28 protein-coding genes are annotated in these 26,454 nt (G+C 69.2%); 5 read left to right on the plus strand and 23 right to left on the minus strand.

What is annotated here, in order from left to right; translation table 11 throughout:
• Positions 1 to 52: 52 nt before the first annotated feature.
• Both ABD255_RS38790 and ABD255_RS38795 read left to right on the plus strand, forming a co-directional pair.
• Positions 53 to 433, plus strand: a complete 381-nt coding sequence (locus ABD255_RS38790) for a hypothetical protein (protein ID WP_344221802.1) — start codon at positions 53 to 55, stop codon at positions 431 to 433.
• A gap of 27 nt (positions 434 to 460) precedes the next feature.
• Positions 461 to 925, plus strand: a complete 465-nt coding sequence (locus tag ABD255_RS38795) for a PPOX class F420-dependent oxidoreductase (RefSeq protein ID WP_344221803.1) — start codon at positions 461 to 463, stop codon at positions 923 to 925.
• On the opposite strand, the gene ABD255_RS38800 is transcribed toward ABD255_RS38795, so the two are convergent.
• From ABD255_RS38800 to ABD255_RS38860, 13 genes are all read right to left on the minus strand, one after another.
• Complete coding sequence (locus tag ABD255_RS38800; RefSeq protein WP_344221804.1) at positions 922 to 1,614, minus strand: GntR family transcriptional regulator; 693 nt, start codon at positions 1,612 to 1,614, stop codon at positions 922 to 924. The two genes, ABD255_RS38795 and ABD255_RS38800, sit on opposite strands and share 4 nt — an antisense overlap.
• A gap of 103 nt (positions 1,615 to 1,717) precedes the next feature.
• Positions 1,718 to 2,683 (minus strand): alcohol dehydrogenase catalytic domain-containing protein, encoded by a 966-nt coding sequence (locus tag ABD255_RS38805; RefSeq protein WP_344221805.1) that lies wholly within the window; start codon positions 2,681 to 2,683, stop codon positions 1,718 to 1,720.
• A gap of 79 nt (positions 2,684 to 2,762) precedes the next feature.
• A complete protein-coding gene (locus ABD255_RS38810; protein ID WP_344221806.1) occupies positions 2,763 to 3,674 on the minus strand; it encodes an amidohydrolase family protein in 912 nt (303 codons plus the stop codon).
• 1 nt (position 3,675) lies between these two features.
• On the minus strand, positions 3,676 to 4,068 hold the full coding sequence (locus ABD255_RS38815; protein WP_344221807.1) for a cupin domain-containing protein: 393 nt from the start codon (positions 4,066 to 4,068) through the stop codon (positions 3,676 to 3,678).
• Positions 4,068 to 5,654, minus strand: coding sequence for an FAD-dependent monooxygenase (locus tag ABD255_RS38820; protein WP_344221808.1), 1,587 nt, complete (start codon positions 5,652 to 5,654; stop codon positions 4,068 to 4,070). The genes ABD255_RS38815 and ABD255_RS38820 overlap by 1 nt, the downstream gene beginning before the upstream one ends.
• Positions 5,655 to 6,389 (minus strand): SDR family NAD(P)-dependent oxidoreductase, encoded by a 735-nt coding sequence (locus ABD255_RS38825; RefSeq protein ID WP_344221809.1) that lies wholly within the window; start codon positions 6,387 to 6,389, stop codon positions 5,655 to 5,657. It abuts the gene before it with no gap.
• A complete protein-coding gene (locus ABD255_RS38830) occupies positions 6,386 to 7,096 on the minus strand; it encodes a GntR family transcriptional regulator (RefSeq protein ID WP_344221810.1) in 711 nt (236 codons plus the stop codon). Before ABD255_RS38830 ends, ABD255_RS38825 begins: the two co-directional genes overlap by 4 nt.
• The gene (locus ABD255_RS38835; RefSeq protein WP_344221811.1) at positions 7,093 to 7,965 is read right to left on the minus strand and encodes a fumarylacetoacetate hydrolase family protein; all 873 of its coding nucleotides are present in this window, start codon (positions 7,963 to 7,965) and stop codon (positions 7,093 to 7,095) included. The genes ABD255_RS38830 and ABD255_RS38835 overlap by 4 nt, the downstream gene beginning before the upstream one ends.
• 57 nt (positions 7,966 to 8,022) lie before the next feature.
• The gene (locus tag ABD255_RS38840) at positions 8,023 to 8,418 is read right to left on the minus strand and encodes a RidA family protein (protein ID WP_344221812.1); all 396 of its coding nucleotides are present in this window, start codon (positions 8,416 to 8,418) and stop codon (positions 8,023 to 8,025) included.
• Positions 8,418 to 9,506 carry an Ldh family oxidoreductase gene (locus ABD255_RS38845; RefSeq protein WP_344221813.1) on the minus strand — a complete coding sequence of 363 codons (1,089 nt, stop codon included), beginning with the start codon at positions 9,504 to 9,506 and terminating at the stop codon, positions 8,418 to 8,420. The genes ABD255_RS38840 and ABD255_RS38845 overlap by 1 nt, the downstream gene beginning before the upstream one ends.
• A complete protein-coding gene (locus ABD255_RS38850) occupies positions 9,503 to 10,282 on the minus strand; it encodes an ABC transporter permease (RefSeq protein ID WP_344221814.1) in 780 nt (259 codons plus the stop codon). Before ABD255_RS38850 ends, ABD255_RS38845 begins: the two co-directional genes overlap by 4 nt.
• Positions 10,279 to 11,076 (minus strand): ABC transporter ATP-binding protein, encoded by a 798-nt coding sequence (locus tag ABD255_RS38855; RefSeq protein WP_344221815.1) that lies wholly within the window; start codon positions 11,074 to 11,076, stop codon positions 10,279 to 10,281. Before ABD255_RS38855 ends, ABD255_RS38850 begins: the two co-directional genes overlap by 4 nt.
• A 1-nt stretch (position 11,077) precedes the next feature.
• Complete coding sequence (locus ABD255_RS38860; RefSeq protein WP_344221817.1) at positions 11,078 to 12,100, minus strand: ABC transporter substrate-binding protein; 1,023 nt, start codon at positions 12,098 to 12,100, stop codon at positions 11,078 to 11,080.
• 413 nt (positions 12,101 to 12,513) lie between these two features.
• On the opposite strand from ABD255_RS38860, the gene ABD255_RS38865 reads away from it, so the two are divergent.
• Both ABD255_RS38865 and ABD255_RS38870 read left to right on the plus strand, forming a co-directional pair.
• Positions 12,514 to 13,764, plus strand: coding sequence for a sensor histidine kinase (locus ABD255_RS38865; RefSeq protein ID WP_344221818.1), 1,251 nt, complete (start codon positions 12,514 to 12,516; stop codon positions 13,762 to 13,764).
• Positions 13,761 to 14,447: a response regulator gene (locus ABD255_RS38870; protein ID WP_344221819.1), complete on the plus strand. Its 687-nt coding sequence runs from the start codon at positions 13,761 to 13,763 to the stop codon at positions 14,445 to 14,447. The genes ABD255_RS38865 and ABD255_RS38870 overlap by 4 nt, the downstream gene beginning before the upstream one ends.
• Before the next feature lie 94 nt (positions 14,448 to 14,541).
• Here ABD255_RS38870 and ABD255_RS38875 read toward each other — a convergent pair whose 3' ends face one another.
• Positions 14,542 to 15,069, minus strand: coding sequence for a MarR family winged helix-turn-helix transcriptional regulator (locus ABD255_RS38875; RefSeq protein WP_344221820.1), 528 nt, complete (start codon positions 15,067 to 15,069; stop codon positions 14,542 to 14,544).
• Positions 15,070 to 15,196: 127 nt separating this feature from the next.
• Here ABD255_RS38875 and ABD255_RS38880 point away from each other — a divergent pair, with 127 nt between their 5' ends.
• On the plus strand, positions 15,197 to 15,862 hold the full coding sequence (locus ABD255_RS38880) for an FMN-dependent NADH-azoreductase (RefSeq protein WP_344221821.1): 666 nt from the start codon (positions 15,197 to 15,199) through the stop codon (positions 15,860 to 15,862).
• A gap of 91 nt (positions 15,863 to 15,953) precedes the next feature.
• Here the strand turns inward: ABD255_RS38880 and ABD255_RS38885 are convergent, their stop codons facing one another.
• The 9 genes from ABD255_RS38885 to ABD255_RS38925 form a co-directional block, all read right to left on the minus strand.
• Complete coding sequence (locus tag ABD255_RS38885; protein WP_344221822.1) at positions 15,954 to 16,781, minus strand: putative RNA methyltransferase; 828 nt, start codon at positions 16,779 to 16,781, stop codon at positions 15,954 to 15,956.
• Between the two features lie 9 nt (positions 16,782 to 16,790).
• Positions 16,791 to 17,537: an ABC transporter permease gene (locus ABD255_RS38890; RefSeq protein ID WP_486336055.1), complete on the minus strand. Its 747-nt coding sequence runs from the start codon at positions 17,535 to 17,537 to the stop codon at positions 16,791 to 16,793.
• A gap of 198 nt (positions 17,538 to 17,735) precedes the next feature.
• On the minus strand, positions 17,736 to 18,737 hold the full coding sequence (locus ABD255_RS38895) for an ABC transporter ATP-binding protein (RefSeq protein WP_344221824.1): 1,002 nt from the start codon (positions 18,735 to 18,737) through the stop codon (positions 17,736 to 17,738).
• Between the two features lie 248 nt (positions 18,738 to 18,985).
• Complete coding sequence (locus ABD255_RS38900) at positions 18,986 to 20,131, minus strand: LolA family protein (protein WP_344221825.1); 1,146 nt, start codon at positions 20,129 to 20,131, stop codon at positions 18,986 to 18,988.
• A 193-nt stretch (positions 20,132 to 20,324) separates the two neighbouring features.
• Positions 20,325 to 20,939: an LURP-one-related family protein gene (locus ABD255_RS38905; protein WP_344221826.1), complete on the minus strand. Its 615-nt coding sequence runs from the start codon at positions 20,937 to 20,939 to the stop codon at positions 20,325 to 20,327.
• A complete protein-coding gene (bluB, locus tag ABD255_RS38910) occupies positions 20,936 to 22,351 on the minus strand; it encodes a 5,6-dimethylbenzimidazole synthase (protein ID WP_344221827.1) in 1,416 nt (471 codons plus the stop codon). Before bluB ends, ABD255_RS38905 begins: the two co-directional genes overlap by 4 nt.
• Entirely contained in the window at positions 22,348 to 23,700 is a 1,353-nt protein-coding gene (locus tag ABD255_RS38915) for a cobyrinic acid a,c-diamide synthase CobB (RefSeq protein ID WP_344221828.1), read from the minus strand. Before ABD255_RS38915 ends, bluB begins: the two co-directional genes overlap by 4 nt.
• Entirely contained in the window at positions 23,697 to 24,311 is a 615-nt protein-coding gene (cobO, locus tag ABD255_RS38920) for a cob(I)yrinic acid a,c-diamide adenosyltransferase (protein WP_344221829.1), read from the minus strand. Before cobO ends, ABD255_RS38915 begins: the two co-directional genes overlap by 4 nt.
• Positions 24,311 to 26,374: a magnesium chelatase subunit D family protein gene (locus tag ABD255_RS38925; protein WP_344221830.1), complete on the minus strand. Its 2,064-nt coding sequence runs from the start codon at positions 26,372 to 26,374 to the stop codon at positions 24,311 to 24,313. Before ABD255_RS38925 ends, cobO begins: the two co-directional genes overlap by 1 nt.
• Positions 26,375 to 26,454 lie beyond the last annotated feature (80 nt).

The following is a 26,454-nucleotide window of genomic DNA, read 5'->3' on the forward strand; positions in this document are numbered from 1 at the left end:
GCCTGCCACCTTTCTGTCCGAACTTGCGAGTAGCCCCCCGGGAAGGACCACCGTGAGCGATCTGCTGGCCGAAGTGGTCGAGCACCATGTGAATCTCGCCCGCTGGCTGGGCAGCGAGGCCGGGCCGGACGTGCTCGACGCGTTCCGGGCGGCGCACCGGCCGGAGTTCACCCTGGTCACGATCGATGGGGTCAAGCTTGGACAGGAGCCGCTGATGACAGCGCTGGAGGGGTCGCGGAACGCAGCACCGGGGTTGGAGATCGGGATCGAGGAGTTCGAGGTGCTGGTCGAGACCGCCGAGGTGGCCGTCTGCCGGTTCCTGGAGGTGCACTCGGTCGGCACGCTGCGGCGTACGACCGCGGTGCTGACCGCCGACCCGACCGCCCGGTACGGCGTGGGCTGGCTCAGCGTGCAGGAGACCCCGGTCCTCTGACGCGGGCGATCTGGAAGAGTAGGCGGCATGCCGAGATCGATTGCCACCAACACCCAGGTCGACACCGACGCGCTGCTCGAGTTCGTCCGGCCGCGCCACCACATGCTGCTGATCACCCGCCGCGCGGACGGTACGCCGCAGGCCTCGCCGGTGTCGGGTGGTGTCGACACCGAGGGCCGCATCGTCATCTCGTCGTACCCGGAGCGCGCCAAGAGCACCAACGTGAAGCGTGACCCGCAGACCAGCGTGGTCGTCCTCTCCGACGACTGGAACGGCCCGTGGGTCCAGGTCGACGGCACCGGCGAGGTGATCGACCTCCCGGACGCCGTGGAGCCGCTGGTCGACTACTACCGCTCCATCTCCGGCGAACACCCCGACTGGGACGAGTACCGCGAAGCAATGCTCAAACAGGGCAAGTGCCTCATCCGCATCACCCCCCACCGCTGGGGCCCAGTAGCCACCGGCGGCTTCCCCGCCCACCTGGCGGACTAAGCCTTGTTGTAGCGGCGGGCCATGGTTTCGGTGATGCGTTGCATGGCGCCTTCGAGGTGTTCGCGGAGGGCGGCTTCGGCGCCTGCTTCGTCGTGGGCCAGGCAGGCGTCGAGGATCGCCTGGTGTTCGCGGCGGGTCTGTTCGATGCGGGCCTTGGTCTGCCGGGAGCCGAAGCGGTACCGCTCGCTGTTCTGCCAGACCGGCTCGATCGCGCGCGGCAGCCAGCGGGAGCCGCCGGCCCGGTAGATGGCGAAGTGGAACTCGGTGTGCGCCTGCCGGGAGGCGATGATGTCGCCGACCTTCGACAGCCGGACGTGCTCGGCCAGCGCGGCCCGGGCCAGCGCGGCATCCGCCTCGCTGAAGCGCGTCGCCGCGGCCCGTACTGCGAGGCTCTCCAGGGCGAGCCGGGTCTCGTGCGTGTCGCGCAGGTCCTCCATCGACAACTCGCGAACCCAGGCACCCTTGTGCGGCACGATCTCGACCAGCCCGAGCGCCTGCATCCGGCGAAGTCCCTCGCGGATCGGCATCTGGCTCATGTCCAGCCGCTTGGCCAGTTCCTCCAGCCGCAGCGCGGTGCCGCTGGGGAGCTCGCCGGACAGGATGAGCTCGTGCAGCTCGGCGGCGGCTTCTTCTGCGAGTGTGCGCCGGCCGCTCGGTCCCCCGGGCGTGAGCTCGAGTCGTCGGGTCATGGGGTGTGGGTTACCTCTCTCCTCCACTAGGGCGTCTGCGAGGTAACCGTAGCGGGCAGTCGGGGATCTGCGGCACTTCTGCCACAGATTGTCCGGCGCGGCCTCATCCGAACCTGCTGAGGTCCAGGATCACCCGCCGCTCGCTCGCCCCGCCGGCGAGCAGGTCCAGCGCGTCCTCGGCCTGCAGAGCGGGCAGCACCTCGAGGTCCGGCCGCACCTGGGCCGGGGCGATGTCGGCCAGCACCTGGGCGACAGTGCCGGGCTCGATCGTGGTGCGCTGCATGTTCACCGGCAGCACCCGCAGGTCCCGGCCGATCAACTGGTGCAGGTCCAGCGTGGCGAACTCCCCGGCCGTGTATCCGAGGGCTACCAGCCTTCCGCCCGGGGTGATGTGGCTCATCACTCCACTGGTCACCGGACCGCCCACGGTGTCGATGGCCGCGTTGCACCACGGCAACTCGCGCCCGACCTGGCCGAGCTCGTCTACGCGCACGATCTGGTCCACCAGGCCGTCCAGCACAGCTACGGATTCCCCGGCCCGCGCCAACCCGATGACCTTGAGCGCACCGGCAGATCGCGCGACAGCGGCGCACAACCGCCCGACCAGCCCAGTGGCACCAGTGACGACGACAGTCTCGTTCTCGACAACCTGCCCCACCCGCCGTACTGCGGTGTGGGCGGTCAGCGCAGGCGCCAACAGTGCGACAGCAGCGGCGGGATCCATCCCGTCAGGCAGGACATGCACCGATCCATCCGGTACTACGGCCACTTGCCCCCAGGTGCCCGGCCGAGATACCCCAACACCCCCGCCACGGACCACCACCGGAGTACCGGGGGCGTAGGTCGCCGAGCTCACCACGACGCCGGCACCCTCGGAGCCCGGCACGTACGGCGGCTGCATCTGCTGGGCGAGCTTGCCGGCGAGCACTGTCCGGTCCAGCTGGGTGACAGCCGCGTATTGCATTTCCACCAGCGTCTCGCCCGGCCCGGCGCTCAGCTCCACCTCTTCGGCCTTCAACTGCTGGCCGGGCCCGTAGCAGCGCAGCGCAAAGCCTCGTCGCGTGCTCATCCACCCACCCCACTCCGACACATATTCCCCACCTGGATTTGATATCTGATCACATCTGGGTCCTGCGGAAAAGGCCGTCTCACCCCGCAACGACCTCCTTGGCCAGCGGCCGGGTGAGCTGTTCAGACACCGCTGACCTGGCCGCTGCCCTGTCCAGGTCGACCTGATCGCTCCCCATCGGAAACGGCCAGTCGCTCCCGGCCAACACCTGCTCGACCCCGAACGTCTCCCCCAGCAACCCCAGTACTGCGCTGTCGTGCACCAGGTCATCCACGTAGAACCGCTGCAGCGCCTCGGCCACTGACAGCGAAGGTGCATCGATCCCTGGCCGAGCCGTGTCGATCCCCCGCTGCCAACGCCCGGCCAGCGCCGCCGTCACGCCACCGCCGTGGCAGAGGCAGAACCGGATCCCTGGGAAGCGACCAGGAACGTCGGCGAACACCAGCTCCGCGGCAGCAAGCCCTGTCTCATAGGGATTGCCGAGCAGGTTCGACAAGTAGAAAGCGTCCAGCCGCGGGTCGTGGCTGTGGCTCGGGTGGATCAAGGTGAAGGCCTCTAGACGATCGAGCACCTCCCACACCGGGTCCAGCTTGGCGAAGCCGGCCGTACCCAGAGCGAAGCCGCTGAAGACGCCTTCCGCGGCCAACTTGGCAGCAACAGCCGGAGCAGCGGGATCGAGCAGTGGAAGCTGGCCGAGCACGCGTAGCCGCGGTGTGGCCAGCTCACGGAGTCCCTGGTTCACCAGCTCCGCCCACTCAGGGCCCTGGTCGTAGCGGAACAACGCAGGCGGCACCGACACCACAGCACCGTCCAACTGCTGCTCGTCGATCCACTGCAGCAGTGCGGACGGATCCGCAAGCCGCCGCAGAGGTAGACGCTGATCATCGACCAGCAGCACGCCGTCCTCCACCGACAGACCCCAGGCGCGCTCGTACGCCGCCGCGAGCACTGTCGGCGGTATCAGGTGAGTGTGGACGTCCCAGCCGGCCATGTCAGCGGGCGTCCTCGTCGTTGTCGTAGAAGGACGGCCGGACCGGGTAGTGCGGGCCGTCGTACACCTCCAGCAGGACAGAGGTCTCCTCGGCGAGCGTCGGCCCGTGCTCGACCCCCTTGGGGTTCCAGTAGAAGCTGCCCTTGGTCAACGTCGTCCCGGTCGGCAGGTACACGTATCGCCCGGACAGGCAGAACATGAACTGGTTCGACGCGTGCTGGTGCGCCGACGGGATCCCCGAGCCTTTCTCAAAGCGAACCAGCGCGATCGAGGCTTCAGTCTCCTCATCCCGCCACAGCATCTTGTGCGACAGCCCTGCCAGGGACTTCTCGACCCACTCCAGGTCATCCGTCTGCAGCAGCACCTCGCGCAGCGGCTCGTCAAAGGAGCTCATCAGACCTCCTCCCGTGGAACCGGCCGGCCAGTGATCCCCGTGTAGAGCTCCTCTGCCACACCAGCGGCCATCGGAGCCACCGCAGCGATATGCCCGTCCGGACGAACCAGTACTACGGTCTCAGCCGGTACGCCGTACCGGGTGGTCGCGATGCTGCCCGGGTCGAACAGGGACCGGTCCCGCAGGCCCGAGTCGAGCGGGGCGTCCCACCGGGAGACCGCGTAGTGCTTGAGCGCCGGGGAGTCGTTCACCGGGATCTCCGGCCGCCGGCGCACATCCGTGAAGTACAACGCGACGAACGACTCGCGACACAACCCGTGGATCGTCTGCCGGCCCAGCGGACCCTGCAGAGCCAGATCAGGAGCCCGGTCCCCCGCCCGGACAGCAGGCGGCTCGGCGCTGGTCATCACCATCGACCAGTCCCCCTCACCATCCACATCCAGCCGTACTCCGAGCAGCGTCCGCGTGTACGCCGTCGCCCAGTCGCTCCCTGCGGCGGTAACTGCTCCCCGCTGGTGCGACATGTACTTCCGGGCCGCCTCGGCCATCTCGCCGGACCCGTTGATGGCGACAGGTCGCTGCTCCTGCTCATACCCGTCGAGGAGCTCCGGCTCGGCCCAGCCCCGCAGTACCCAGGCAAGCCGCCACGGGAGGTTCGACGCGTCCAGGGCCCCGGTGTTGAGGCCCAGGGCCCACATCGGCGTGATCAGGTGCGCCGCATCGCCCATCAGGAACACCTTGCGCTCGGCGGACCAGTGGTCGGCCACGCGATGGTGGACGTTGTAGACGACCGAGCCGAGCAGCTCGATCCGGTCCACCTCGCCGATGAACTGCTTCACCTTCACCAGCATGTCTTCTTCACCGGGCTGCTCGGCACCGGACGCCAGCGGGAAGAGGAACCGCCAGCAGTTGGGCTGACGGATCAGCACCATCCACTCCGACCGGTCCGAGAAGTAGGCCAGGTACGGGTAGTCGCGGGCGTTCGAGACGTCCAGGTCGACCACGACGTCGATCAGCATGTAGCGCTCTGGAAGGGTCTCCCCCGACACCGTCGCGCCCAGTGCGTCCCGCACCTTGCTCCGGCCGCCGTCACAGGCCAGCAGGTGCGAGGCCTCGATCTCCCGGACACCGTCAGGCGTCTGGACCGTCAGCAGCACCCGGTCGTCCTGAACCTCGAAGGACTCCAGCCGGTGCTGGGTGAGGACAGAACCACCCGACCGCTCCAGCGCCGCGGCGAGGATCGGCTCCATGTGCTGCTGCGGCAGGTTGATCACGAACGGGAACTGCGTGTCGTTGACCAACTCCGCCAACTGGACCGAGGCACGCGGCGTGTTCGTGGCCCGGTCGATGTCGCCGATCTCGTCGATCCGCAGCGCGGCCGCCAGGATCTCGTCGACGCAGCCGTACCGGTTCCAGATCTCCAGCGTCCGGGTCAGCGTCGTACCGGCCTTGGTGTCCGAGGAGAGGGTGGCATCCTCCTCGAGCAGCACGAACGGCACGCCGTAGTGGGCCAGGCCGAGTGCGGTCGTCAGCCCGATCGGGCCGGCTCCGACGACGGCGACGGGCAGCTGCTGATCAGGCGCCACTCAACACTCCTCGAAGGTCTCGAGCCGGGCGAAAGCCCGCTCGCGGGTCAGTTGTGAGCCGGTCATCGCGGCCGCGTCGGACAGCAGGAACAGCAGCGGGCCGACCACGTCCTCGGGGTCGCCGATCCCGATCGTCTCGCTCCAGTGCTCCCGGTCCGCGCCGATGTTCGCAAAGCGGAATTGCTCGGTGTCGATCACCCCCGGCGCGATCACGTTCACCCGGACCCGGTGCTCGGCCACCTCGGCGGCCAGCGTCCGGGCGAACGCGCCCAGCGCGGCCTTGCTCGACGCGTACGCCGCCGCGCCGGGGAATCCGGTGGCGGCCATCCCCGAGGTGAACACGATCACCGAGCCACTGCGCCGGTCGACCATGTGCGGGACGACGGCCTGGCAGACCCAGACCACGCCGTCCAGGTTCACCTTCAGCGTCCGGGTCCACTCCTCCGGGTCCGTGTCGATCACCGTCGCCCGGGGCTGCACCGCGGCGCCCGCGACCAGCCCGTCGATCCGGCCGTGCCGCTCGATGACGCCACCGACGGCCTTGAGCACCGCCTCGCGGTCCGAGACATCCACCTGGACGTACTCGACTCCCGGCGTACCGAGGCCCTCGGAGATGTCGAAGACGACCGCAGTACCGCCGCGTTTGGCGACCGCGGCGGCCAGGGCCGCGCCGATGCCGTGCGCTCCACCTGTGACGACCACGACCTCGCCGGTCGCGTCGAAGCTCACTTTCATGACGTCCCCTCGCGCTGGGAGTTCTGCTTCGAGGTCATCGTCTCGGTGATCCGCTGTACTGCGCCAGCCAGGTGGTTCCGCAGGGCCTGCTCAGCCGCGTCCGCATCCCGGGCGATGCAGGCATCCAGGATCGCCTGGTGCTCCTGCCGGTTCCGCTCGATCTGGAACGCTGTCTGGCGGCTGCCGAACCGGTAGCGCTCGCTGTTCTGCCAGACCGGTTCAATCGCCCGGGCCAGCCACTGCGATCCACCGGCGCGGTAGAGGCTGAAGTGGAAGTCCGCATGTGCCTGCCGGGCGCCGACAGAGTCCTCAACCCTCGAGAGCTGCAGGAGCTCGGCCAGCGCGGCCCTGGCCTTCTCCGCGTCCTCTTCACCGAAGTGCTCGGCCGCAGCCCGTACTGCGAGGCTTTCCAGCGCCAGCCTGGTCTCATGGGTGTCGTGCAGGTCCTCGAGCGACAGCTCCCTGACCCAGGCACCCCGGTGCGGGATGATGTCGACCAGCCCGAGCGCCTCCAGCCGCCGAAGGCCTTCCCGTACTGGCATCTGGCTCATGTCCAGCCGGTTCGCCAGCTCGACCAGGCGCAGCGGAGTACCGCTCGGAAGCTCTCCCGACAGGATCAGCTGGTGCAGTTCGGCCGCAGCGGTCTCGGCCAACGTACGGCGACCGCCGCGCCCGCCGCCGGGCAGCAGCTCCAGCCGGCTGTTCACGCCAACTCCCGGCGGACCAGTACGTTCCGCAGTTCGCCGAGCTTGTCAGAGCGGGTGATGACCTCGTCCCCCTCGCGCAGGAACACCTGGGGTTCACGAGCGTTCCCGATCCCGGCCGGTGTCCCGGTCAGCAGCAGATCACCCGGCCGCAGTGTCATCCCGAAGGACAGCTCGCTGATCAGGGTCGCCACGTCGTACGCCATCTGCCTGGTCGACGCGTCCTGCATCACCTCGCCGTTCAGCAGGCACTGCAGGCGCACGTCCTGCGGGTCGCCCAGCTCGTCGGCCGTGACGATCCAGGGGCCGAGCGGCATGGTGTCGTCGATGCTCTTGCCCTTCAGCCACTGGCCGCCGTGCCGGCGCTGCAAATCGCGCTGCGACACGTCGTTGGCCAGCGTGTAGCCCCAGACATGGTCCAGCGCGTCGGCGACCGGGATGCTGCGTCCGGTCTTGCCGATCACCAGCGCCACCTCGGCCTCGTAGTCCCACTTCTGCGAGATCGCCGGGTCGTACGCGATGTCGTCGTACGGGCCGATCACGACGTCCGGGCCCTTGGTGAAGAAGGTCGGGTGCTCGGGCCGGTCCACGTCCTGGCCGTCCCGCTTGCCCTTGCTCTCCTCGAAGTGGTCCCAGTAGTTCCAGCCGGTGCAGAGCACGTCGCGGCGGAACCGGCGTACCGGGGCGCAGAGCCGGACGTCGTCCAGCGGCACCCGCCCGGCCCGCGGCAGTTCGTTGCGTACGGCATCCAACCCGGCCGGGCCGGCCTCGATCACGGCCACCAGATCGGCCGCCGCGAGCAGCGCCACGTCAGTTCCGTCCAGTACGCCGGGCCGCTCGCGCCCGGCGTGTTCCACGGTCACGAATCGCATCTCACACCCACTCGACGCCGCGCACGTGATCACCCACCCGGGGGCCGCGTGTACCACTCATGGGATTACCGCGATCGCACTGATCTCGATCAGGTAGTCCGGGTGGGCCAGCTTGCTGACCTCGACCATCGTGGAGGCCGGCAGCGGTTCGTGGAAGTACTGCGCCCGGACCTCGTGGATCTTGGCGAAGTCCTCCATGTTCCGCACGTACACGTCGACCCGGCAGACGTCGTCCAACGTGCCGCCGGCGGCCTGGACCGCGGCCTGCACGTTCTCGCAGACCTGCCGGGTCTGCTCGCTCACATCGCCGACGCCGGCGATGCTGCCGTCGGGCCGGCGCGCGGTCATCCCGGAGACGAACACGAGCCGGCCGGTCGCCTCGATCGTGGTCGCCTGCGAGAACACCCCGTTCGGCGTCCGCAGCGCCTCACTCGTCAGTTGCCGCTTCGGCATCAGCTCATCACCCCTCCCGTCGGGACCACCGCGCCGACCGTGCGCGCGGCCGCCAGCAACCCGTCCAGCCCGGACCTCTCGATCAGTACGCCGTTGCGCCGCTGCTGCTGGGCACGTTCGGCTTCGATCTCTCCCGGCAGGTACAGCCGGTCCACCCCAGGTGCGGTGGCACTTCCCCGGACCCGCTCGGCCAGCGCCGAGGACCGCTGCCGGAATCCCTCGATCCCGCCCAGCAGTCCCGGGTCGATCGCCAGGAACAGGTGTGCGCAGTCATTCGGCCGGTCCGGCTCGCGGTACAGCGGGCGGACCTGGTCGCCCCAGCCACCGCCGCTGAGGACTCCGGTCAGCACGTCGATCATCAACGCCAGCCCGAACCCCTTGTGCCCGGCCGCCGGCAGCAGCATCCCGAGTACGGCGTCCTCCGCGTCCGTGGTCGGCAACCCCGACGCGTCGGTCGCCCAGCTGTCCGGGATCGGCCGGCCGGCCGAGGCCGCCAGCCGGATCTTGCCCAGGGCAACGGCCGACAGGGCCATGTCGAGCACGATCTCCGGCCCGTCCTCGGTCGGCACGGCGATCGCCAGCGGGTTGTTGCCGACCACCCGCTCGGCCCCTCCGGGTGCGGGCATCAGCGGCGTCGTGTTCGACATCGCGATCCCCAGGCAGCCCGCCTGGGCGGCCTGCATCGCCCACCGGCTGGCCGCGCCGAAGTGGTGCGCGTTGCGGACCGAGGCCAGCCCGATCCCGTACCGGCCGGCCCGCTCGATCGCGTGTCCCATCGCCTGCGGGCTGGACAGCTGGCCCATCCCGCCGCGCGCGTCCACGACCAGGGCCGCGCCCGCGTCGTGCACGACGTCCAGCTCCCGTTCCCGGGTGACGCCGCCGGAGTTCAGCCGTTCGACGTACATCGGCACCAGCATCACGCCGTGCGAGCTGACTCCGCGCAGGTCGGCCTCGACCAAGGCGGCGGCGATCCGGCCCGCGTCGACCGGCTCGAACCCGAGCGCGGTGAAGACGGCCGAGACGGTCGCCTCCAGCCAGGCCGGCCGGACCAGCACGCGACGATCGGCGTCGGAGGCCTGGGTGGTCATCGGGTCTCCTGCGCCCACGGGAGCAGGAACTGCTCCAGCAGCACCAGACCGTAGAACAAGATGATGCTCATGATGCTGAGCAGGGTGATCGCGGCGAAGGCGAGCGGGGTGTCGGCGCTGGCTCCCGAGTTCGCGATCACGTAGCCGAGGCCGGCCTGGGCGCCGACGAACTCGGCGATCACCGAGCCGATCACCGCCAGCGAGATGGCCACCTTCAGGCCGGTGAAGATCTGCGGCATCGCGTAGCGCAGCCGCAGCTTGAAGTACTCCTGGACCCGGTTCGCGTTCAGGGAGCGCATCAGCTCGACCAGTTCGACCGGCGTCGACTTCATCCCGGTCGCGGTCGAGATGACGATCGGGAAGAAGCAGACCAGCAGCACCATCACGACCTTCGGGAACATCCCGAAGCCCATCCAGATCACCAGCAGCGGGGCGATCGCGATCTTCGGGATCGCGTTCAGGCCCAGCAGCAGCGGGTAGATCAGCCGCTCCAGGATCACCGACCGGACGATCACCAGGGCGATCGGGACACCGGCGACGATGGCGAGCAGGAAGCCGCCCATCGTCTCGCTGAACGAGACCCAGGTCTCCTTCAGCAGGTACGCGGGCTGGTCGAGGAAGGTGCTGATCACGTCGCCGGGAGTCGGCAGCAGGAACTTCTCGATCGAGAAGACGATCGTCGCCAGCCACCACAACGCCAGCGCGCCGATCAGCCCCAGCACCGGCAGCAGCGCCGCCGCGGTCCGAGAAGTGGTCAGCCAGGAGCGCTTCGTCATCGCCGGGCCTCAGGGGTGTCGACCGGCCGCTCCCGCTCCGACAGCAGTCCGTGCAGCCGGCCGCTGACCTGGGCGACCTCGGTCAGGTGGGCGTTCTGGCCGAGGCTGCGCGGCCGCGGGATCTCGATCTCGACGATCTCGCGGACCCGTCCGGGCCGGGGCGTCAGGACGACCACCCGGTCGGCCAGCACGACGGCCTCCTCGATCGAGTGGGTGACGAAGACGATGGTGGTGGCCAGTTCCATCTGGACCCGCTGCAGTTCCGCGGACATCTCGGTCCGGGTCAGCGCGTCGAGCGCCGAGAACGGCTCGTCCATCAGCATCACCTTGGGACTGCGGATCAGCGACCGGCACAGCGAGACCCGCTGCTGCATGCCGCCGGACAACTCGTGCGGAAGCCGGCGCTCGAACCCGTTCAGCCCGACCAGTTCGAGCAGTTCGTGCGCGCGGTCGCGGTACTGCGCCTTGCTGCGCTCGGAGTCGCCGCCGGAGATCTCCACCGGCAGCATCACGTTCGACACGACCGACCGCCAGGGCAGCAGCGCCGGTCGCTGGAACATGAAGGAGACGTCGCGGCGGGGGCCGGTGACGGGCTCCCCCGCCACCTCGATCCCGCCGGCCGTCGGGGGCAGCAGCCCCGCGATCAGCCGCAGCAGGGTGGACTTGCCACACCCGCTGCGACCGATCAGCGTGACGAACTCGTTCGCCTGGACGTGCAGGTCGATCCCCTCGAGAGCCTGAATCTGGCCCCCGCGGCCCTCGAAGACCTGCCCTACGCCATCCAGCCGGATCATTTCAGCCCTTCGGTGCCAGCGCGTCGTTGACCACGTCGGCCGGGGTGACCGCCCCCGCCTGGACCTGCTTGGCGTCGACCAGCGCGCCGATGATCCGCTCGACCCGGCCCGGGTCGACCTCACCGAGAGCGCCGTTGAAGTCCGCCGGCTTGACGTAGGGCTTCATCAGATTGAGCTCGGCGGTGGCGACCTCGAGGTCGGTCTTCGGCACGTACTTCTTCAGGATCGCGGCGGCCGCGGCCGGGTCGTCGATCGTGTCCTGCAGGCCCTTCAGCAGCGCCGCGGTGAACTTCTTCACCTGGTCCGGGTGATCCTTGGCCAGGTCGTTGCGGGTGACGATCGCGTTGCCGTACAGGTCCGGCAGTTTCTCGCCGTAGGGCAGCACGACGGCCTTGCGCTTCTTCGGGTCCGCCTTCTCGACCAGCGGCACGCCGACGACGAACTGGCCGATGCCGTCCACCTTGTCGCTGGCCAGCAGAGCCGGCAGGCCCGGCGGGGGCGACGGGATGAAGTCGGTCTGGTCGGCCGGGATGTTGGCCGCCTTCGCGTACAGCGGGAACATCACCGTGTTGGTGGAGCCCGGCTGGTCGCCGATCCGGGCGCCGACCAGGTCCTGCGGCGTCTTGATCTTGCCACCCCCGAGCGCGACGATCGCGGCCAGCGAGCGCTGGTGCACCATCCCGACCGAGGTGACCGGCAGTTTCTGCTTGGCCAGCGTGATCACGGTCGCGGTGAAGTCACCGATCCCGTAGTCGGCCTGACCGCCGGCGACGAGCTTCAGCACGTCGACCGTGCCACTGCCCGGCGTGATCGTGACGTCGAACCCGGCGTCCTTGAAATAGCCCTTCTCCAGGGCGACATAGGCATAGGCCTCACGGCCGAAAGTGTTGAAAGAGGTCAGGTAGTTGACCTTCTCCAGTTGTGCGTCCCCGCTCGCACTGGTCTTGCTGTCGTCGTTGCACGCGCTGACTCCCGCGAGTGCTAGCACCGCCACCAGGGCGACGGCCGAACGCCTCAACCTCATGCTGGACCTCTCCTCTCCGATATTTGATCAAACATCAAATATGGAAGGGTGGTCAATCGACCCTCGGGGACTTCACAGTGTCTTTACGTCGCCGCACCGACACTGTCCGGATCCCCTCAGAACCCGATTGCCGCCCGTCCTGGAGCCGATTCCCCATGCCAGTCCGCAACCGGACGGGCATCCCGCCCCGACCACAGACCGTACCTGCCCGGACAGCAGATCGCGACGTTCCCCCGGACCGAACCTGCCCTTTCAGCAACAAATTTGTGTAAACCCGCTCCGCTGTGTGATCTCGGTCATGCAATCGCTCTCCATCGCTCACCCCTCCGTCTCCCATCGCTCACCCGTCCGTCTCCCGTCGCTCACCCGGTGGAGGGAGGTGCGTGACCGGGGCGGACTGCGAGGATGGGGCTGTGAAGGTGCTGGTGCGCGGGTCGACCTATCTGCGCTGGGTCTATCTGCTGCTGGGCGCGGCGCTGGTGCTGGCGTTCATCCTGGTCGACAGTGCTCTGGTCGCCCTGCTGGACGACCTCGACCTTCACTACGTACTGACCGCCATCCTGATCTGCCTGGTCGTGATCACGCCGCCGGCCGTACTGGGCCTGTTGCCCGCCGTCCGTGAGGTCGAGGGCATCGCGGTCGAGTCGTTGCTCGGGGTCCACTTCGAGGAGCGTCCGCTCGGACCGGCCCGCACCTGGGCGCAGCGCCGCCGTACCGCGGCGTGGTTCCTGCTGCACCTGGCCGCGGGCGGTCTCGTCGGCGTCATCACCACCCTCGTCTTCGGGCTCGGCGCAGTGTTGCTCGCGGCCCCTTTCCGCTCCCCCGGGCGACACGATCTCCTTCCCGACCTCAGCTACGAGGTGACCGGTCGCTGGACCGACCTGTGGATGCCGCTGGCCGCGCTGCTCGGCGTCGTCGCGGTGTTCCTGCTGTCCGCGGCGATCGGAGCGCTGCTCGCCTACGCCGCCCCCCGCCTGCTCGGCCCGACTCCGGCCGAACGGATCGAACTCCTCGAGCGCCGTACCGCGACGCTTGCCGAGCGCAACAGACTCGCGCGCGAACTGCACGACAGCGTCGGCCATGCGCTCAGCCTGGTCACCATTCAGGCGGCCGCAGCCCGGCGCGTGCTCGCCACCGATCCCGAGTTCGCCGAGACCGCGCTGGCCGCGATGGAGACCTCGGCCCGCGCCGCGCTCGCTGACCTCGACCACGTGCTCGGGCTGCTCCGCGACGACCGCCGGCCCGGCTCGCAGACCGCACCCCAAGCCACCCTCGGCAACCTGACCCGGCTGGTCGAGTCGACCCGCGCCGGCGGCATCACCGTCGAGGTCAACCGAACCGGCGACCTGGACCAACTTCCGGCCGCGGTCTCCCGCGAGGCCTACCGGATCGTCCAGGAAGGCCTCACCAACGCGATCCGGCACGCGGGCCGCCCGGCCGGCGACCTCACTGTCGACCTGTCGATCAACCTCGGCAGTTCGGGCCTGTTGCTGGAGATGACGAACCCCGTGAGCGGCGCCTCGGACCACTCGGGCGGCGGCCGCGGCCTGGCCGGCATCCGTGAAAGAGTCGCCGTACTGCGGGGAACCGTCGAAGCAGGCCTGGTCGCGGACCACTGGCGACTGGCGGTGACCCTCCCGGTCGCCGTCACGACGAAAGGATGACAGTGCAGAGTTCGGGGCAGACGTCGGGACAGATCTCGGTGGTCGTGGTGGACGATGAGCCGCTGATCCGGAGCGGCCTGCGCGCCATCATCGACGCGGAGCCGGACCTCTCCGTCGTGGGTGAGGCCGGTGACGGGGCCGAGGTGCTCCCGGTGGTCCGCCGTACGCAGCCGGACGTGGTGCTGATGGATGTGCGGATGCCCGCGGTCGACGGCATCCAGGCGACTCGGCTGCTGCTCGACGGGCTCGATTCGGCGCCGCGGGTGCTGGTGGTGACCACGTTCGAGAACGACGACTACGTGTACGACGCGCTGCGGGCGGGGGCATCGGGGTTCCTGCTGAAGCGGACTCCCCCGGACGACATCATCGCGGCCATCCGCACGGTCGCCGGGAGCGAGTCGCTGCTCTTCCCCGAGGCGATCCGTGCACTCGCGCTCGCGCACGTCTCCCAGCAGGAGAGCCAGCCGACGGGCCTCGATCAGTACCAGCTGACCGAGCGAGAGCAGGAAGTACTGCGCCTGATGGCTCGCGGCCTCTCGAACGCGGAGATCGCGGCGGAGCTGATCCTCGGAGTCCAGACGATCAAGACCCACGTCGCGAACCTGCTCGCCAAACTAGGCGCCCGGGACCGCACCCAGGCGGTCATCCAAGCCTACGAATCCGGCTTCGTCCCCCTCCGCTAAACCTGCGCGAGGGCGAGTGGGGAGGAAAACACCCCCCAACAGGGCTGAAATCCACCCCAAACGCGCTGCTTTGACGGGGAGGGGGCAAGCGGGGTCAGGTGGTGGCGGGGTCTACTGATTCGTCGGTCAGGGTGCAGGCGTTGCGGAGGGGGTCGATCTGGTCGGCCTTCACCGCGACCCGCTGGAGCAGCATCCGGAAGATCATCCGCTCGCCGTCGTCGAGGCTGCCCAGCACGTCCTGCTCGGCCTCGGTCAGCCGGCGCTCCAGATCGCAGAGCGTCTCCTTGCCCTGCTCGGTCGGCACGATCAACCGTGCCCGGCGGTCAGCCGGATCCGCCTGCCGCTGAACCAGCCCGGCCTTCTCCAGATCGTCGAGCAGATACGTCATCACGGTCCGGTCGACGCCTAGCTGCGACGCCAGGTCCAACTGCCGCTTCGGCCCCTCGGCATTCGTGGTCGCCAGCACCTGATAGCCGCGCGGCCCGCCCGGTACGTCGTCCAGCGCCGCCGCGGCCGCTTTCGCGTACCGCCGGAAAACGACGCCAAGGGCCCAGCCGAGGTCCGCCTCGACCGGAGTACCGCGGGCCGCCCGGGCACTCACGTCGGGCGTCGAACTGGTCATGGACCCCATCGTACGTGGTGTATGCCACTCGGAATACGATCTGCCTTGAATATGTTCTGCTGAACAGACTATCTTCAGGACAGCTCACTACGAGCGAAGTCCCCCGAAACATTCCGAGAGGAACCACATGACCACCCTCCTTCGCGTCGACGCCAGCATCCGGGTCGAGGGCTCCGTCAGCCGAGCGCTCGCGGACAGCGCCGAGGCAGCCTGGAAGGCCGAGCACCCGGACGGCATCGTCGTCCGGCGCGACCTCGGCCGGCACCCTCTTCCGGGCTCCGTCTGGCCGACCGTCATCAGCGCCAAGATGGGCTGGAGCGCCGGTGACGACGCCACCCGCTTGGACCAGGCCGAAGCCCTCGCCCTGGCCGAGGAAGTCAGCAACGAGATCCGGTCCGCCGACGCGGTACTGCTGGCGGTGCCGCTGTACAACTATGGAATCTCCCAGCACGCGAAGACCTGGATCGACCTGGTGATGACCGACCAGGAACTGCGCGGCGGCGAGGTCCTGCGGGACAAGCCCGTCATCTTGACCCTGGCCCGCGGCGGTGGCTACAGCCCCGGCACTCCCAAGGAAGGCTGGGACTACGCCACCGGTTACCTGGAGCGCATCTTCGGTGAGGTGTTCAACATGAGCATCCGCAAGGCCGTCGCCGAACTCACGCTGGCCCCGGTCACACCGGCGATGGCGGAACTGATCGACGCGTCCAAGGTCTCCGAGCAAGAGGCCCACGTCACCGCCCAGGAGCACGGCCTCACCGTCGCCAAGGAACTCACCGACGCCGCTGCCTGACGCCTCGCCGCTGAGCGGAAGCCTGCCAGTGCCGTGCTCGAGCCGGCACCGATCAGGCCGTCCGCGAACCGCCGCCGAGACTTGCCGCAGATCAGGCAGTCCGCCAGCTTGAAAGAGTGACGGACAACGTCACCTCCACCAGGTCAGCCAGTACTGCGATCCGCTCCGCCAACTCCCCCGCCTGCAGGTGCCGCGCGCTGGGCGTCATCGTCACCAGCCGCTCCACCGCAGGGTGATCCAGCCGCATCACGACCTCCACGGACTCGCTGCCGACCTGCTCGAACGACCCGGCCAGCGACTCCGCCAAGCGCCGTTCCTTCTCCTCGTCCACCCGCACCATCCCGAGTACTTCGACCAACTCGCTCAGGTGCGCCTGGTTCGGAGTCACCACGAGCAGGGATCCGCCGGGGGCAAGGATGCGTGCCATCTCCTGGGCATTGCGCGGGGCGAAGACGTTGATCACCACCTGGGCTGCTCCGTCCCGCACCGGGAGTTCTCGCCACGCGTCGCAGATCACCGAGCCGATGCGCTGAGGGTCCACCTTGGCCGCGCGGCGGGCGGCGTACCGGGAGACGTCCAGGGCCAGCCCCGATCGGCCCGGACTCGCGGCGACGACACCGGCCAGGTAGTACGCCGTACCGGCACCTACTTCCACGACCAGGCCTTCGCCGGTGGTCTGGGCGATCAGCGCGTCCCGGATCGGCGCGTAGAAGCCGCTGCTCAGGAAGGTGCTGCGGGCCTCGATCATCTCGGCCGAGTCGCCCTCGATCCCGGTGGATGCTGACGGCAACAAGTTGAGGTAGCCCTGTTTGGCCAGGTCGTAGGCGTGCCCGCGCGGGCAGGTCGCGGTACGGGCTTGCAGGCTGAGGGAATCCCCGCAGACCGGGCAGCGCAGTACGGAGACCAGGTCGGGGTGCACCCGGCGAGACTAACCGTTGATGTCGCGGCTGGTGAGGCGTGCCCAGGCGGCTGCGTAGAAGACGGCCAGGTAGGCGCCTTGCATCAGGAGGTTGCGGACGATCTCGTCCCAGTACGGCGGGTCGCGCAGCAGGTCGGCGAACGAGCCCCAGCCGTACATCAGCAGCCACGGGTGGATCACATCGATCTGCGGGATCGCGCCGAGGATGCCGAACACGATGAACGCGCCGAAGGTGGCTGCCATCGCGGCCAGCGGCGTCGACGTCAGCGACGACACGAACAGGCCGATCCCCGCCAGGCCGAGCAGCGACAGCGCGACCAGCATCGCGATCCCGAACGCCCGCAGCAGTCCGTCGGCCAGCGAGACCGTGGTCCCCGACAGCAGGACGACGTCGCCCACCGGGAACAGCAGGAAGCCGGCGATCAGGCCGGCGAGGAAGATCGTCACCGTCGCGGCGAAGCAGAACACGGCCAGCGCGACCATCTTCGCCGCGAGCAGCCTCGAACGCCCGGCGGGAGCGGTCAGCATGTTCCGCAAGGTGCCGAGGCTGGCTTCACCGGCCAGCGACTCCCCCGACACGACCGTGACGGCCGTCGGGAGGAAGAACGGCATCGACAGCGCCAGGCTCGCGACGATCAGGAAGAACCCGTTCCCGGCGACCTGTCCGATGAACCCCTCGGCGTCACCCGACGACCCGGACAGCTTGATCGCCACCCCGACCAGCACGGGGACTCCGGCCAGCACCGCTAGCGTCACCCAAGTCCGTGCCCGCCCGAAGACAAGGTGAAGCTCCGACCGGAACAGCGCAAGGGTGTGCCGCCCGGCACTCGGTCGGGACCCACGGCTGGACACAGCGCCCATATCCCGCCGGTCGGCGGTCTCGCTCACCGCCATCGGGCTCACCTCGACCTGCCCGTGGTGGAGTTCCACGGGCCAGTGCGCGCGGTGGTCCGCTCACTCAGCGACATCGAAGCCCTCCCCGGTCAACGCGACGAAGGCGTCCTCGAGGCTGGGCCGTTCCAGACCGAAGCCATGGATCCGGACGTCCGCGGCGACCAGCGCAGCCGCCAACTTGTCGATCGGCAACTCCCCGGGATCACCTTCGACCGTCTCCTCCAGCCGCCGTACTTCGGTCAGCCCGAGCCCGGCCAGGGTGTTCTCGGCCCGCTCCAGATCCGGCGTACGGACGACGAGGCGCGGCCGGAGCTCGGAACGGAGCTCAGCCATCGTGGACTGCCGGACGATCCGGCCCCGGCTCATCACCGCCGCATGCGTGCAGACCTGATCCACCTCCGCCAGCAGATGGGTCGAGGTGAAAATGGTCGTCCCGTCATCGGCCAACTCGCGAATCAGCGAACGAACCTCACGGGTCCCCTGCGGGTCGAGCCCGTTGGTCGGCTCATCCAGCACCAGCAGATCGCGCCGCTGCATCAACGCGACCGCGATCGCGAGCCGCTGACGCATGCCGAGCGAATAGGCGCGCACCTTCTTGCCTGCCGCGTTGGACAGCCCAACCCGCTCCAGCGCCTGCCCCGCTCGCAACTTGCGAGTCCGCGGATCAGCAGTCCGGTCGGCCGCGTCGAACCGCAGCAGATTCGCCTGCCCGGTCCAGAACGGATAGAACGCCGGCCCTTCGACCAGCGCACCCACCCGCGGCAGCACCTCCAGCTGAGCCTTGGGCATCGGCTGACCCAACAACTCCACCGATCCCGAGGTGGGCGTGATCAGCCCGAGCAACATCCGGATGGTCGTCGTCTTTCCCGACCCGTTAGGACCCAGAAACCCGAAAACACTCCCCGCCGGCACTTCCAGATCGATCGCATCCACGGCCACCTGCCCACCCCGAAACCGCTTCGTCAACCCCCGCGTAACCACCGGCAACTCAACCCCAGAACCCACCACAGCCCCCGAGATCACCTTGCTCGGCGAAACAGAAGAAGCTCCAGGCGAATTCACGGGAGAGGCCGCCGAGGCGGAAGCTGCCGCGAGTTCCGGCGCCTCAGCTGCCGGGGCTGCCGCGGGTGCGACCGCGGAGGAGGCCGCAGGCGCCGTCTCCGAGGCTCCCGCAGCCGAGGCAGCCGCAGGCGCTACGGCGGGGTCTGCGTCAGATGCGAGCGCAGGGGTGGAGGGCGGCGCGGGGTTGGGCGTCGGGGTGGGGGCCGGGGGCATGGTGGGGCCGGAGTCTCCGGGGGTGGGCCGGGTTGTCAGCGGGGTGCCTTGGCTGCGGCTGATTGGAGGGTGCTGGGGGTGACCAGGCCGGTGAAGATCCGGCCGTCGTCGGTGATCAGGGCGCTGACCATCTTGGTCGTCAGGATCTTTCCCTTGCCCCAGCTGCCCTCGACCGTCCGGGCGTTCGCCAGGAGTTGGTCGAGCGGGCCGTTGCCTGCGGGGATGCGGCCACGGACCATCACTACGCTGTCCCAGCCCTGGCCGATCACGGTCGGCCGGTCCGAAGGCTCAGGCTTCGCCGGCGTGCCGGGCTTAGCCGGAGTCCCGGGCTTGTCCGGAGTGACAGCCTTGGGCGGCGTCACCTTGCCGTGGCCGGGCGTGGCCGGGATCGCCTTGGTCGGGACCTTCTTCTCCGTCACCTTCACACCCTTCGGCGGGGTGAACGCGAACGTGCTCGCCGCCGGTACGTCGAACGACACCGACGAGAAGCCAAGCTGGACCGCGGGGTCCTCACCGGTGCGCGGCATCACCGTGACCTGTAGCGGGATCCACGTCTTCGAGTCGACCGCCAGCGTCACCGAGCCGACCGTCGTCTGGTCGGTCTTCGGCACCAGCCGGAGCTTGTACGCGTCGCGGCCGGCCACCGACTCCGTGCCGCTCACCTCGACCTTGGTGGTCGGGTCGATGGCGGCGAGGAACTTCCTGGCGGCGGCCTGCGGGTCGTACGCCTCCTTCTCCGGCGCGACCTCCGGCCTGGCCGTTCGCGCGGGCAGGGTGATCTTGGTGGCCTCACGCCGGGACGAGTCATAGGCCCAGGCGGTCTTGCCGTCCGTGGACAGCACCCGCTCGGCCATGTGGTCGAGCACGGAGACCCGGGCCTTGTCCGGCCCCGCGAACGCGACCCGCGCGGTGTGGTCACCGGTGATCAGGTCCAGGAACTGGTTGGCGCCGCCGTCCAGACCGGGCAGCGACGGCAGGCCGAGGTCGGTCGAGGACGTGACCGTGCCGGACAGACCGTCGACCTTGGCCGTCTGCACCTTGGTCAGCAGATCCTGCGCGGTGATCCTGGGCAGGTCGGGCGACGCGTCCGCGACCATCGGCCCGAACGCTCCCACACCTGCCACGACCGCGACTGCCGTGACCGGTACCAACCACCGTCGACTGCGCTGCGCTGCACCCATGTCTACAAGACTCGCACCGCCTCCACCCCGAACCAAGGTCCTCGGGGTCCGTTCACCCAAAAGAGTGAAGGCGACGTACGACGCCCGCAGTACATCCGGTGAGGGACGTACTACGGGCGTCGGACACGCAGCGCGAGATCGGTAACTCAGCGCGAACGAGTATGCGAACGATGCACCTGGCCGGAGAGCGGAATCAGCGGCTCTGGAGCGCGTCCAGTGCCACGGTCATCGCGGCGGCGACCCGGAAGTCGAGCCGCGAGTCCTGCACGCTGACCCGGTACCGGTCCCGCACCGACACCTTGCGCTCCACCGACAGCACCGGCTGACCACTGGCCCGGTCGGTGAAGTCGAAGTGGAAGATGAACGGCAGCGGGATCTCGCCGACGAACGGGACGAACTCCCAGATCCGCCGGACGATCGCGATGGTCGGGTTGCGCTCGGTTCCGTCCGCCTCGATCCCGGCCGCCGCGAGCTGCCAGCTGGACCGCAGCAGGCTCTTGCCGAACTCCTTCTTGAACCAGCCGATCGGCTGGCCGGCGGCGTCGAAGACGTCGTAGCCGGAACCGAGGTCGAGCCGCTTGCGCGCCTTGAACGAGAACACCACCCGCGACTTGGCGTCGTCGGCGTAGAAGGTGACCTCTTCCTTGAAGGCCATCCGCTTCTGCTGCGCGAACGCCAGCAGCGGGCCGTCCGTGCCGTCGGGGTTGGTGGCGATGAGTTCGTACTTGTTCGCCATCATCGTGATCCGCTGCTTCATCGAGAAGGCGGGTACGTACATGGTCGCTGGGCCTTGAGGTGGAACGGTCATGCGGAGGAGTGTGTCACCTGACCCGGCTCATCCGTTACCGCTCCACATGCGAGCGCCCCCAGCCGCACACCACGCGCCAGGCCCGCGGCCACCGCCGAGTCCGACACCACCTCGAGGTGGATGGTCCCAACCCCTTGCAGCACCAAGTCCCGTGCCACTTCCACGCCGAGCTCGACAGCCTCATCGATAGTCCGCGCCGGCCGCCACAACACCCCGAAGTCCGCTTCCGGCCGCTCACCACCAACCTGTACTACGAGCGCCTCCGCCCGCTCCAGGTGAGCAGCATCAGTGGCCTCAACCACCACCAGCCGTACTACCTGCGCTCCAGCAGCCCGTACTACGCCAGCAGCCGCCGCAGCGTCATCCACGATGACAGGCGAAGGCTGCTCCCCCGGCAATCCGCGCTGGCCCCACCCCTCCTGGTGGACAGCCCAGGACAGCGGCCTACGAGCAGCCCAGCCGCTCCGCACCAACTCCGGCGCCGCAGCGAACTCCTCCACGTGCCCCACGCACAGGTATCCCACGAGCTCCACATGTGCCGGCAGATCCAGCACCGCACCGACCTCACCCGGCTCGAAGAAGGACACCCATCCGACACCAAGACCTTCGGCGCGCGCGGCCAGCCACAGGTTCTGGATCGCGATGGCCGCCGAGAACCAGGTGGTCCGAGGATCCGCGTGCCTACCGAGCACATGGCGTCCGCCCCGCCCCGGATCGCAAGTGACGGCGATGTTCAACGGCGTATCGAGAATGGCCTCGATCTTCAGCCCGTCGAACGCACTGCGCCGGTCGGCCGGCAGAGACGCAGCGAACGCGTCCCGCTGAGCAACGGCCAGGTCGTGCACCTTCCGCCGCGTTGCAAGATCGCGGACCAGTACGAAGTCCCACGGCTGGCTCAGTCCGACGCTAGGAGCGCGATGAGCCGACTCCAGCACCCTGGTGAGCACGTCGTCCGCGATCGGCCGGTCCAGGAACCCCCGCCGCACATCACGCCGCTCCGCCAGCACTCGATGGACCACATCCCGCTCCCCCACCGCGTAGCCGGGAGCAGCCGTCAGTGGTTCGTGCGGGAACCTCCCGACAGCGACTGTGGCTCGTGCCGACTTCCGCTTCGGTACTACGAGCTCTGCCCCGCTGAGGAGCACCGCGGCCTCGGCAACGTTCGTAGTCCCGGGTCGCTCGCTGGGGGTCGGGACTGGTTGTTGCGACAGCTCCAACTTGGTGGCGGTGAAGAGCGGTGCGCCCAGGGACGCCGCCAGCCGCTGCAAGCCCGGCTCCGACTCCCTGCCGTTGACAGTGACCACCTGGCTCACCTCCTGCGGCTCCAGCCCTGCCAGTACCGCGTCCACCAGATCCCGGAGCTCCCTGTACGACGTACCGGAGCGCAGGCCGATCCCCAGGACGAGCGTCACTTCTCCAACCCCGCGTGCACCCGTGCAGCCGCCACGAACCGAGCCGGCACGTCCGGTGTCGCCGTCCAGTGCAGGTGCAGGTACGACGCGTGGATCTGCCCGCGGCCGATACCTTCCTGACCGCCCGGCAGATACCAGGCCGGGCTGACGTCCTCGTCAAACGCCACGGTCGTGCGGTGGAACTCATGCCCGTGCACGCGGCGGCCCTCGTCAAAGATGGATGTGGTGCTTGCCGCAATAGCCGTGCGGTATCCGAGGCTCAGTCGGCTCGTCATCCGGGCGGTAGCGGGCAGTACTCCGGTCAGCTGGTGCCCGTCGAGCTCGCGGCACAGATAGAGCAGCCCGGCGCACTCCGCGACCACCGGCAGCCCGGCGGCGATCTCGGCCGCCACCTGCTGACGCAGTACGACGTTGCCGGACAGTGCCTCGGCGTGCAGCTCGGGGAATCCGCCCCCGAGATACAGCGCGGACGTTGTCTCAGGCAATGACTCGTGGAGCGGATCGAAAGTGACCACGTCGGCGCCGGCGGCCGTCAGCAGCTCGGCGGTCTCGGTATACCGGAAGGAGAACACCGGCCCGCCGGCCATCGCGATCACCGGGCGACCGTCCTCCGCCGGAGACACCTCTTCGGCTGGGTCCCAAGCGGTCACCTCGAACGACGCAGCAGCCCGGGCCGCGGCGATGAAGGCCTCCAGATCAACGCCTTGACGAACCAGCTCGGCGGCCGCGTCGACAGCGGTCTCCGCCTGCTCACGCTGCTCGTCCGCGGGGATCAGACCGAGGTGCCGGCTGGGAACTGTCAGCCGGGTGTCGCGCCGGAGGACACCGAGCACGGGTACGCCGGTCGGCGCGACGCCGGCCCGGACCTCGGCCTCGTGCCGGTCGGAGCCGACCTTGTTCAAGATCACCCCGACGATCCGGACCCCGGTGTCGAAGGCAACGAATCCCTGGACGACCGCGCCGACGCTGCGCCCTGCGGCCGACGCGTCGACCACCAGAACGACAGGTGCCTGCAGCAACTTGGCCACGTGGGCGGTCGAGGAGTAACCCTCGGTGCCGAGCGCGCCGTCGTACAGGCCCATCACGCCTTCCACCACGGCGATGTCGGCGCCCGCGGAGCCGTGCGCGAAGAGCGGTGCGACCCGCTCCTCGCCGGACAACATCGGATCGAGGTTCCGCCCCGGCCGCCCGGTCGCGACCGCATGGAATCCGGGATCGATGTAGTCCGGCCCGACCTTGAACCCGGCCACCGTGTGCCCGGACCGCCGCAACGCGGCCATCAGTCCGACGGCAACCGTCGTCTTCCCGGCCCCCGACGAGGGCGCGGCGACGACAATGCGTGGGATCACCACTCGATGCCTTTCTGGCCCTTCTGGCCGGCGTCCATCGGGTGCTTGACCTTGGTCATCTCGGTGACGAGGTCGGCCGCGTCGAGCAGTCGCTGGTCGGCGTCGCGTCCCGTGATCACCACGTACTGGTGCCCGGGGCGGGAGGTCAGCGTCTCGACCACCTCGTCGACGTCGACCCAGCCCCACTTCATCGGATAGGTGAACTCGTCCAGCACGTAGAGGTCGTGGGCCTCGGCCGCGATCCGGCGCTGGATCTCCCGCCAGCCCTCGATCGCGTCGGCGGCGTGATCCTCCTCGGTGCCGGCCTTGCGCGACCAGCTCCAGCCCTCGCCCATCTTGTGCCACTCGACCGGGCCACCCTCACCCGTTGCCTCATGCAACTTCCCGAGCGCCTTGAACGCGCTCTCCTCGCCGACCTTCCACTTCGCGCTCTTGACGAACTGGAAGACGCCGATGTTCCAGCCCTGGTTCCAGCCGCGCAGCGCCATCCCGAACGCCGCGGTCGACTTCCCCTTCATCTCACCGGTGTGCACCATCAGCAGCGGCCGGTTCCGGCGCTGCCGGGTGGTCAGGCCGTCCTGCGGTACGACGCTCGGCTGTCCCTGCGGCATCAGGCCGCCCTCCGATCGGTGACGGCGCGAACCAGATTGCCCGCGGCAACTTCTCCCAGGTCGAGGTACTCCGCGCCCAGGTCGGCCGCGAGCTCCGCGGCCAGGCCGAGCCGGACGCCGCGCTTCGGCTCGCAGTCCACGACGACCGACGCGATGCCCTGCTGCGCGATCCAGCCGGCCGCCTGCTTGGCCTTGGCGAACGCCTTGTCCCCGGCGGTGGCGCGGCCGTCGGTCACGAGGACCAGGAGGGGGCGCCGGCGGGGATCGCGGATCGCGGCGATACGGAGTACGTCGGAGGCTTGGAGGAGACCTTCGGCAAGCGGTGTGCGACCACCTGTCGGCAGAGACTCCAGCCGCCGTACTGCGGTCTCTACGCTGCCGGTCGGCGGTAGAGCGACGGTTGCTTCGGCACCTGCGAAGGTGACCAGGCCGACGGTGTCGCGGCGCTGGTAGGCGTCGAGGAGCAGGGAGACGATCGCGGTTTTCACCTCGCCCATCCGCTTCTTCGTGCCCATCGAGCCGGAGGCGTCGACGCAGAACAGCACGAGGTTGCCTTCCCGACCTTCGCGGACGGCAAGTCGTACATCCGAAAGGCGCACTGCGAGGCCGGGTCCCGAACGGCCGCGGGCGTGCTGGTGGGGAGCGGCGGTGCGGATCGTCGCCAGCAGGTGCGGGCGTCCGGACTCCCGACCAGCGCGAGCGCGGTCGCCGACCACGCGGCCGACGTCGGTGAGCGCCCGCGACCGCCGCCCGGCAACCCCCGCGCCGGTCGACTGCACACTCAGCAACCGCGCTTTGAACGGCTCGGAGCTCCCCACAACCTGGCCGCTCGGAGCAGGACCGGGACTGCTGGTGTCGCTGTTCTGAGGACTGACATCCTCAGATCCGCTGTCGTTGGGGTCCTGGTCGGATGGGCCTCCGTCCGGCGTACCACCTGGGCCACCGTCCGGGTCGTCGTCGGGTTCCTCGGGTGGGGTGCTGTTGTTGATTGCCTGTTCGAGTTGCTCGTCGTCCAGGCCGGGTGCGTCGAACGGGTTGCGGCGTTTGCGGTGCGGTAGGGCCAGCTTCGCGGCGGCGCGAACGTCCTCCACCTCGACGACGGTTCGGCCGGACCAGGCCGCGTGGGCGACCGCGGTACGGGCGGTGACCAGGTCGGCGCGCATGCCGTCGACGTCGAAGGACGCGCAGATCTCGGCGATCTGGCGCAGCGCCGCGTCCGTCAGGATCACGTCCGCGAGCCTCGACTGCGCCTTGACGATCCGCTCGGACAACTCGGCCTGCGCCGCCGCGTACTTCGCCACAAACCCCGCCGGATCCGCCTCGTACGTGAGCCGCGCCCGCATCACCTCGACCCGTACGGCGGGATCGCGGCTCGCGACCACGTCGACGGTCAGGCCGAAGCGGTCCAGCAGTTGCGGCCGGAGTTCGCCTTCCTCGGGGTTCATCGTGCCCACCAGGACGAACCGCGCCGGATGGGTGATCGAGACCCCGTCCCGCTCGACAGTCGCCTGACCCATCGCAGCCGCGTCCAGCAGTACGTCGACCAGGTGGTCGTGCAGCAGGTTGACCTCGTCGACGTACAGGAGCCCGCGGTGCGCCGTCGCCAGCAGGCCGGGCTCGTACACGGTGACGCCCTCGGAGAGCGCCCGCTCGAGATGCAGCGAGCCGAGCACGCGATCCTCGGTCGCTCCCACCGGAAGCTCCACCAACCGCGCCGGCCGAGCCACCCCGATCGCGGCACCGGGAGCAGCCGCGGCGGCGGGAGTATCGGCGGCGACGGAAGCACCTGCGGGACCGGCATCCGCGGGAGCGGAGGCACCGGCTGGAGCCTGCGCGGCGGCGTAGGGATGAGCGGGCTCGTGCGGGCCGTCGGTGCAGCGAGGGTCGGGAGCTGCAGGATCGCAGGAGAACCGGCAGCCGGCCACCACCTCGACGGGCGGCAGGATCTCAGTCAGCGCGCGAACGGCGGTGGACTTGGCCGTGCCCTTCTCGCCCCGGATCAGGACCCCACCGATCGCGGGTGAGATCGCGGCCAGGATCAGCGCCAGCTGAAGATCGGGCATCCCCACGACCGCGGTGAACGGAAAGGCGGTGGAGGGAACGGCATTACTCGGAGCAGACCGCATCGGCGGCGAATCCCTTC

Origin of the sequence: Kribbella sancticallisti, assembly GCF_039530625.1 — a bacterium.
In the GTDB taxonomy this organism is placed as follows: Bacteria; Actinomycetota; Actinomycetes; order Propionibacteriales; family Kribbellaceae; genus Kribbella; species Kribbella sancticallisti.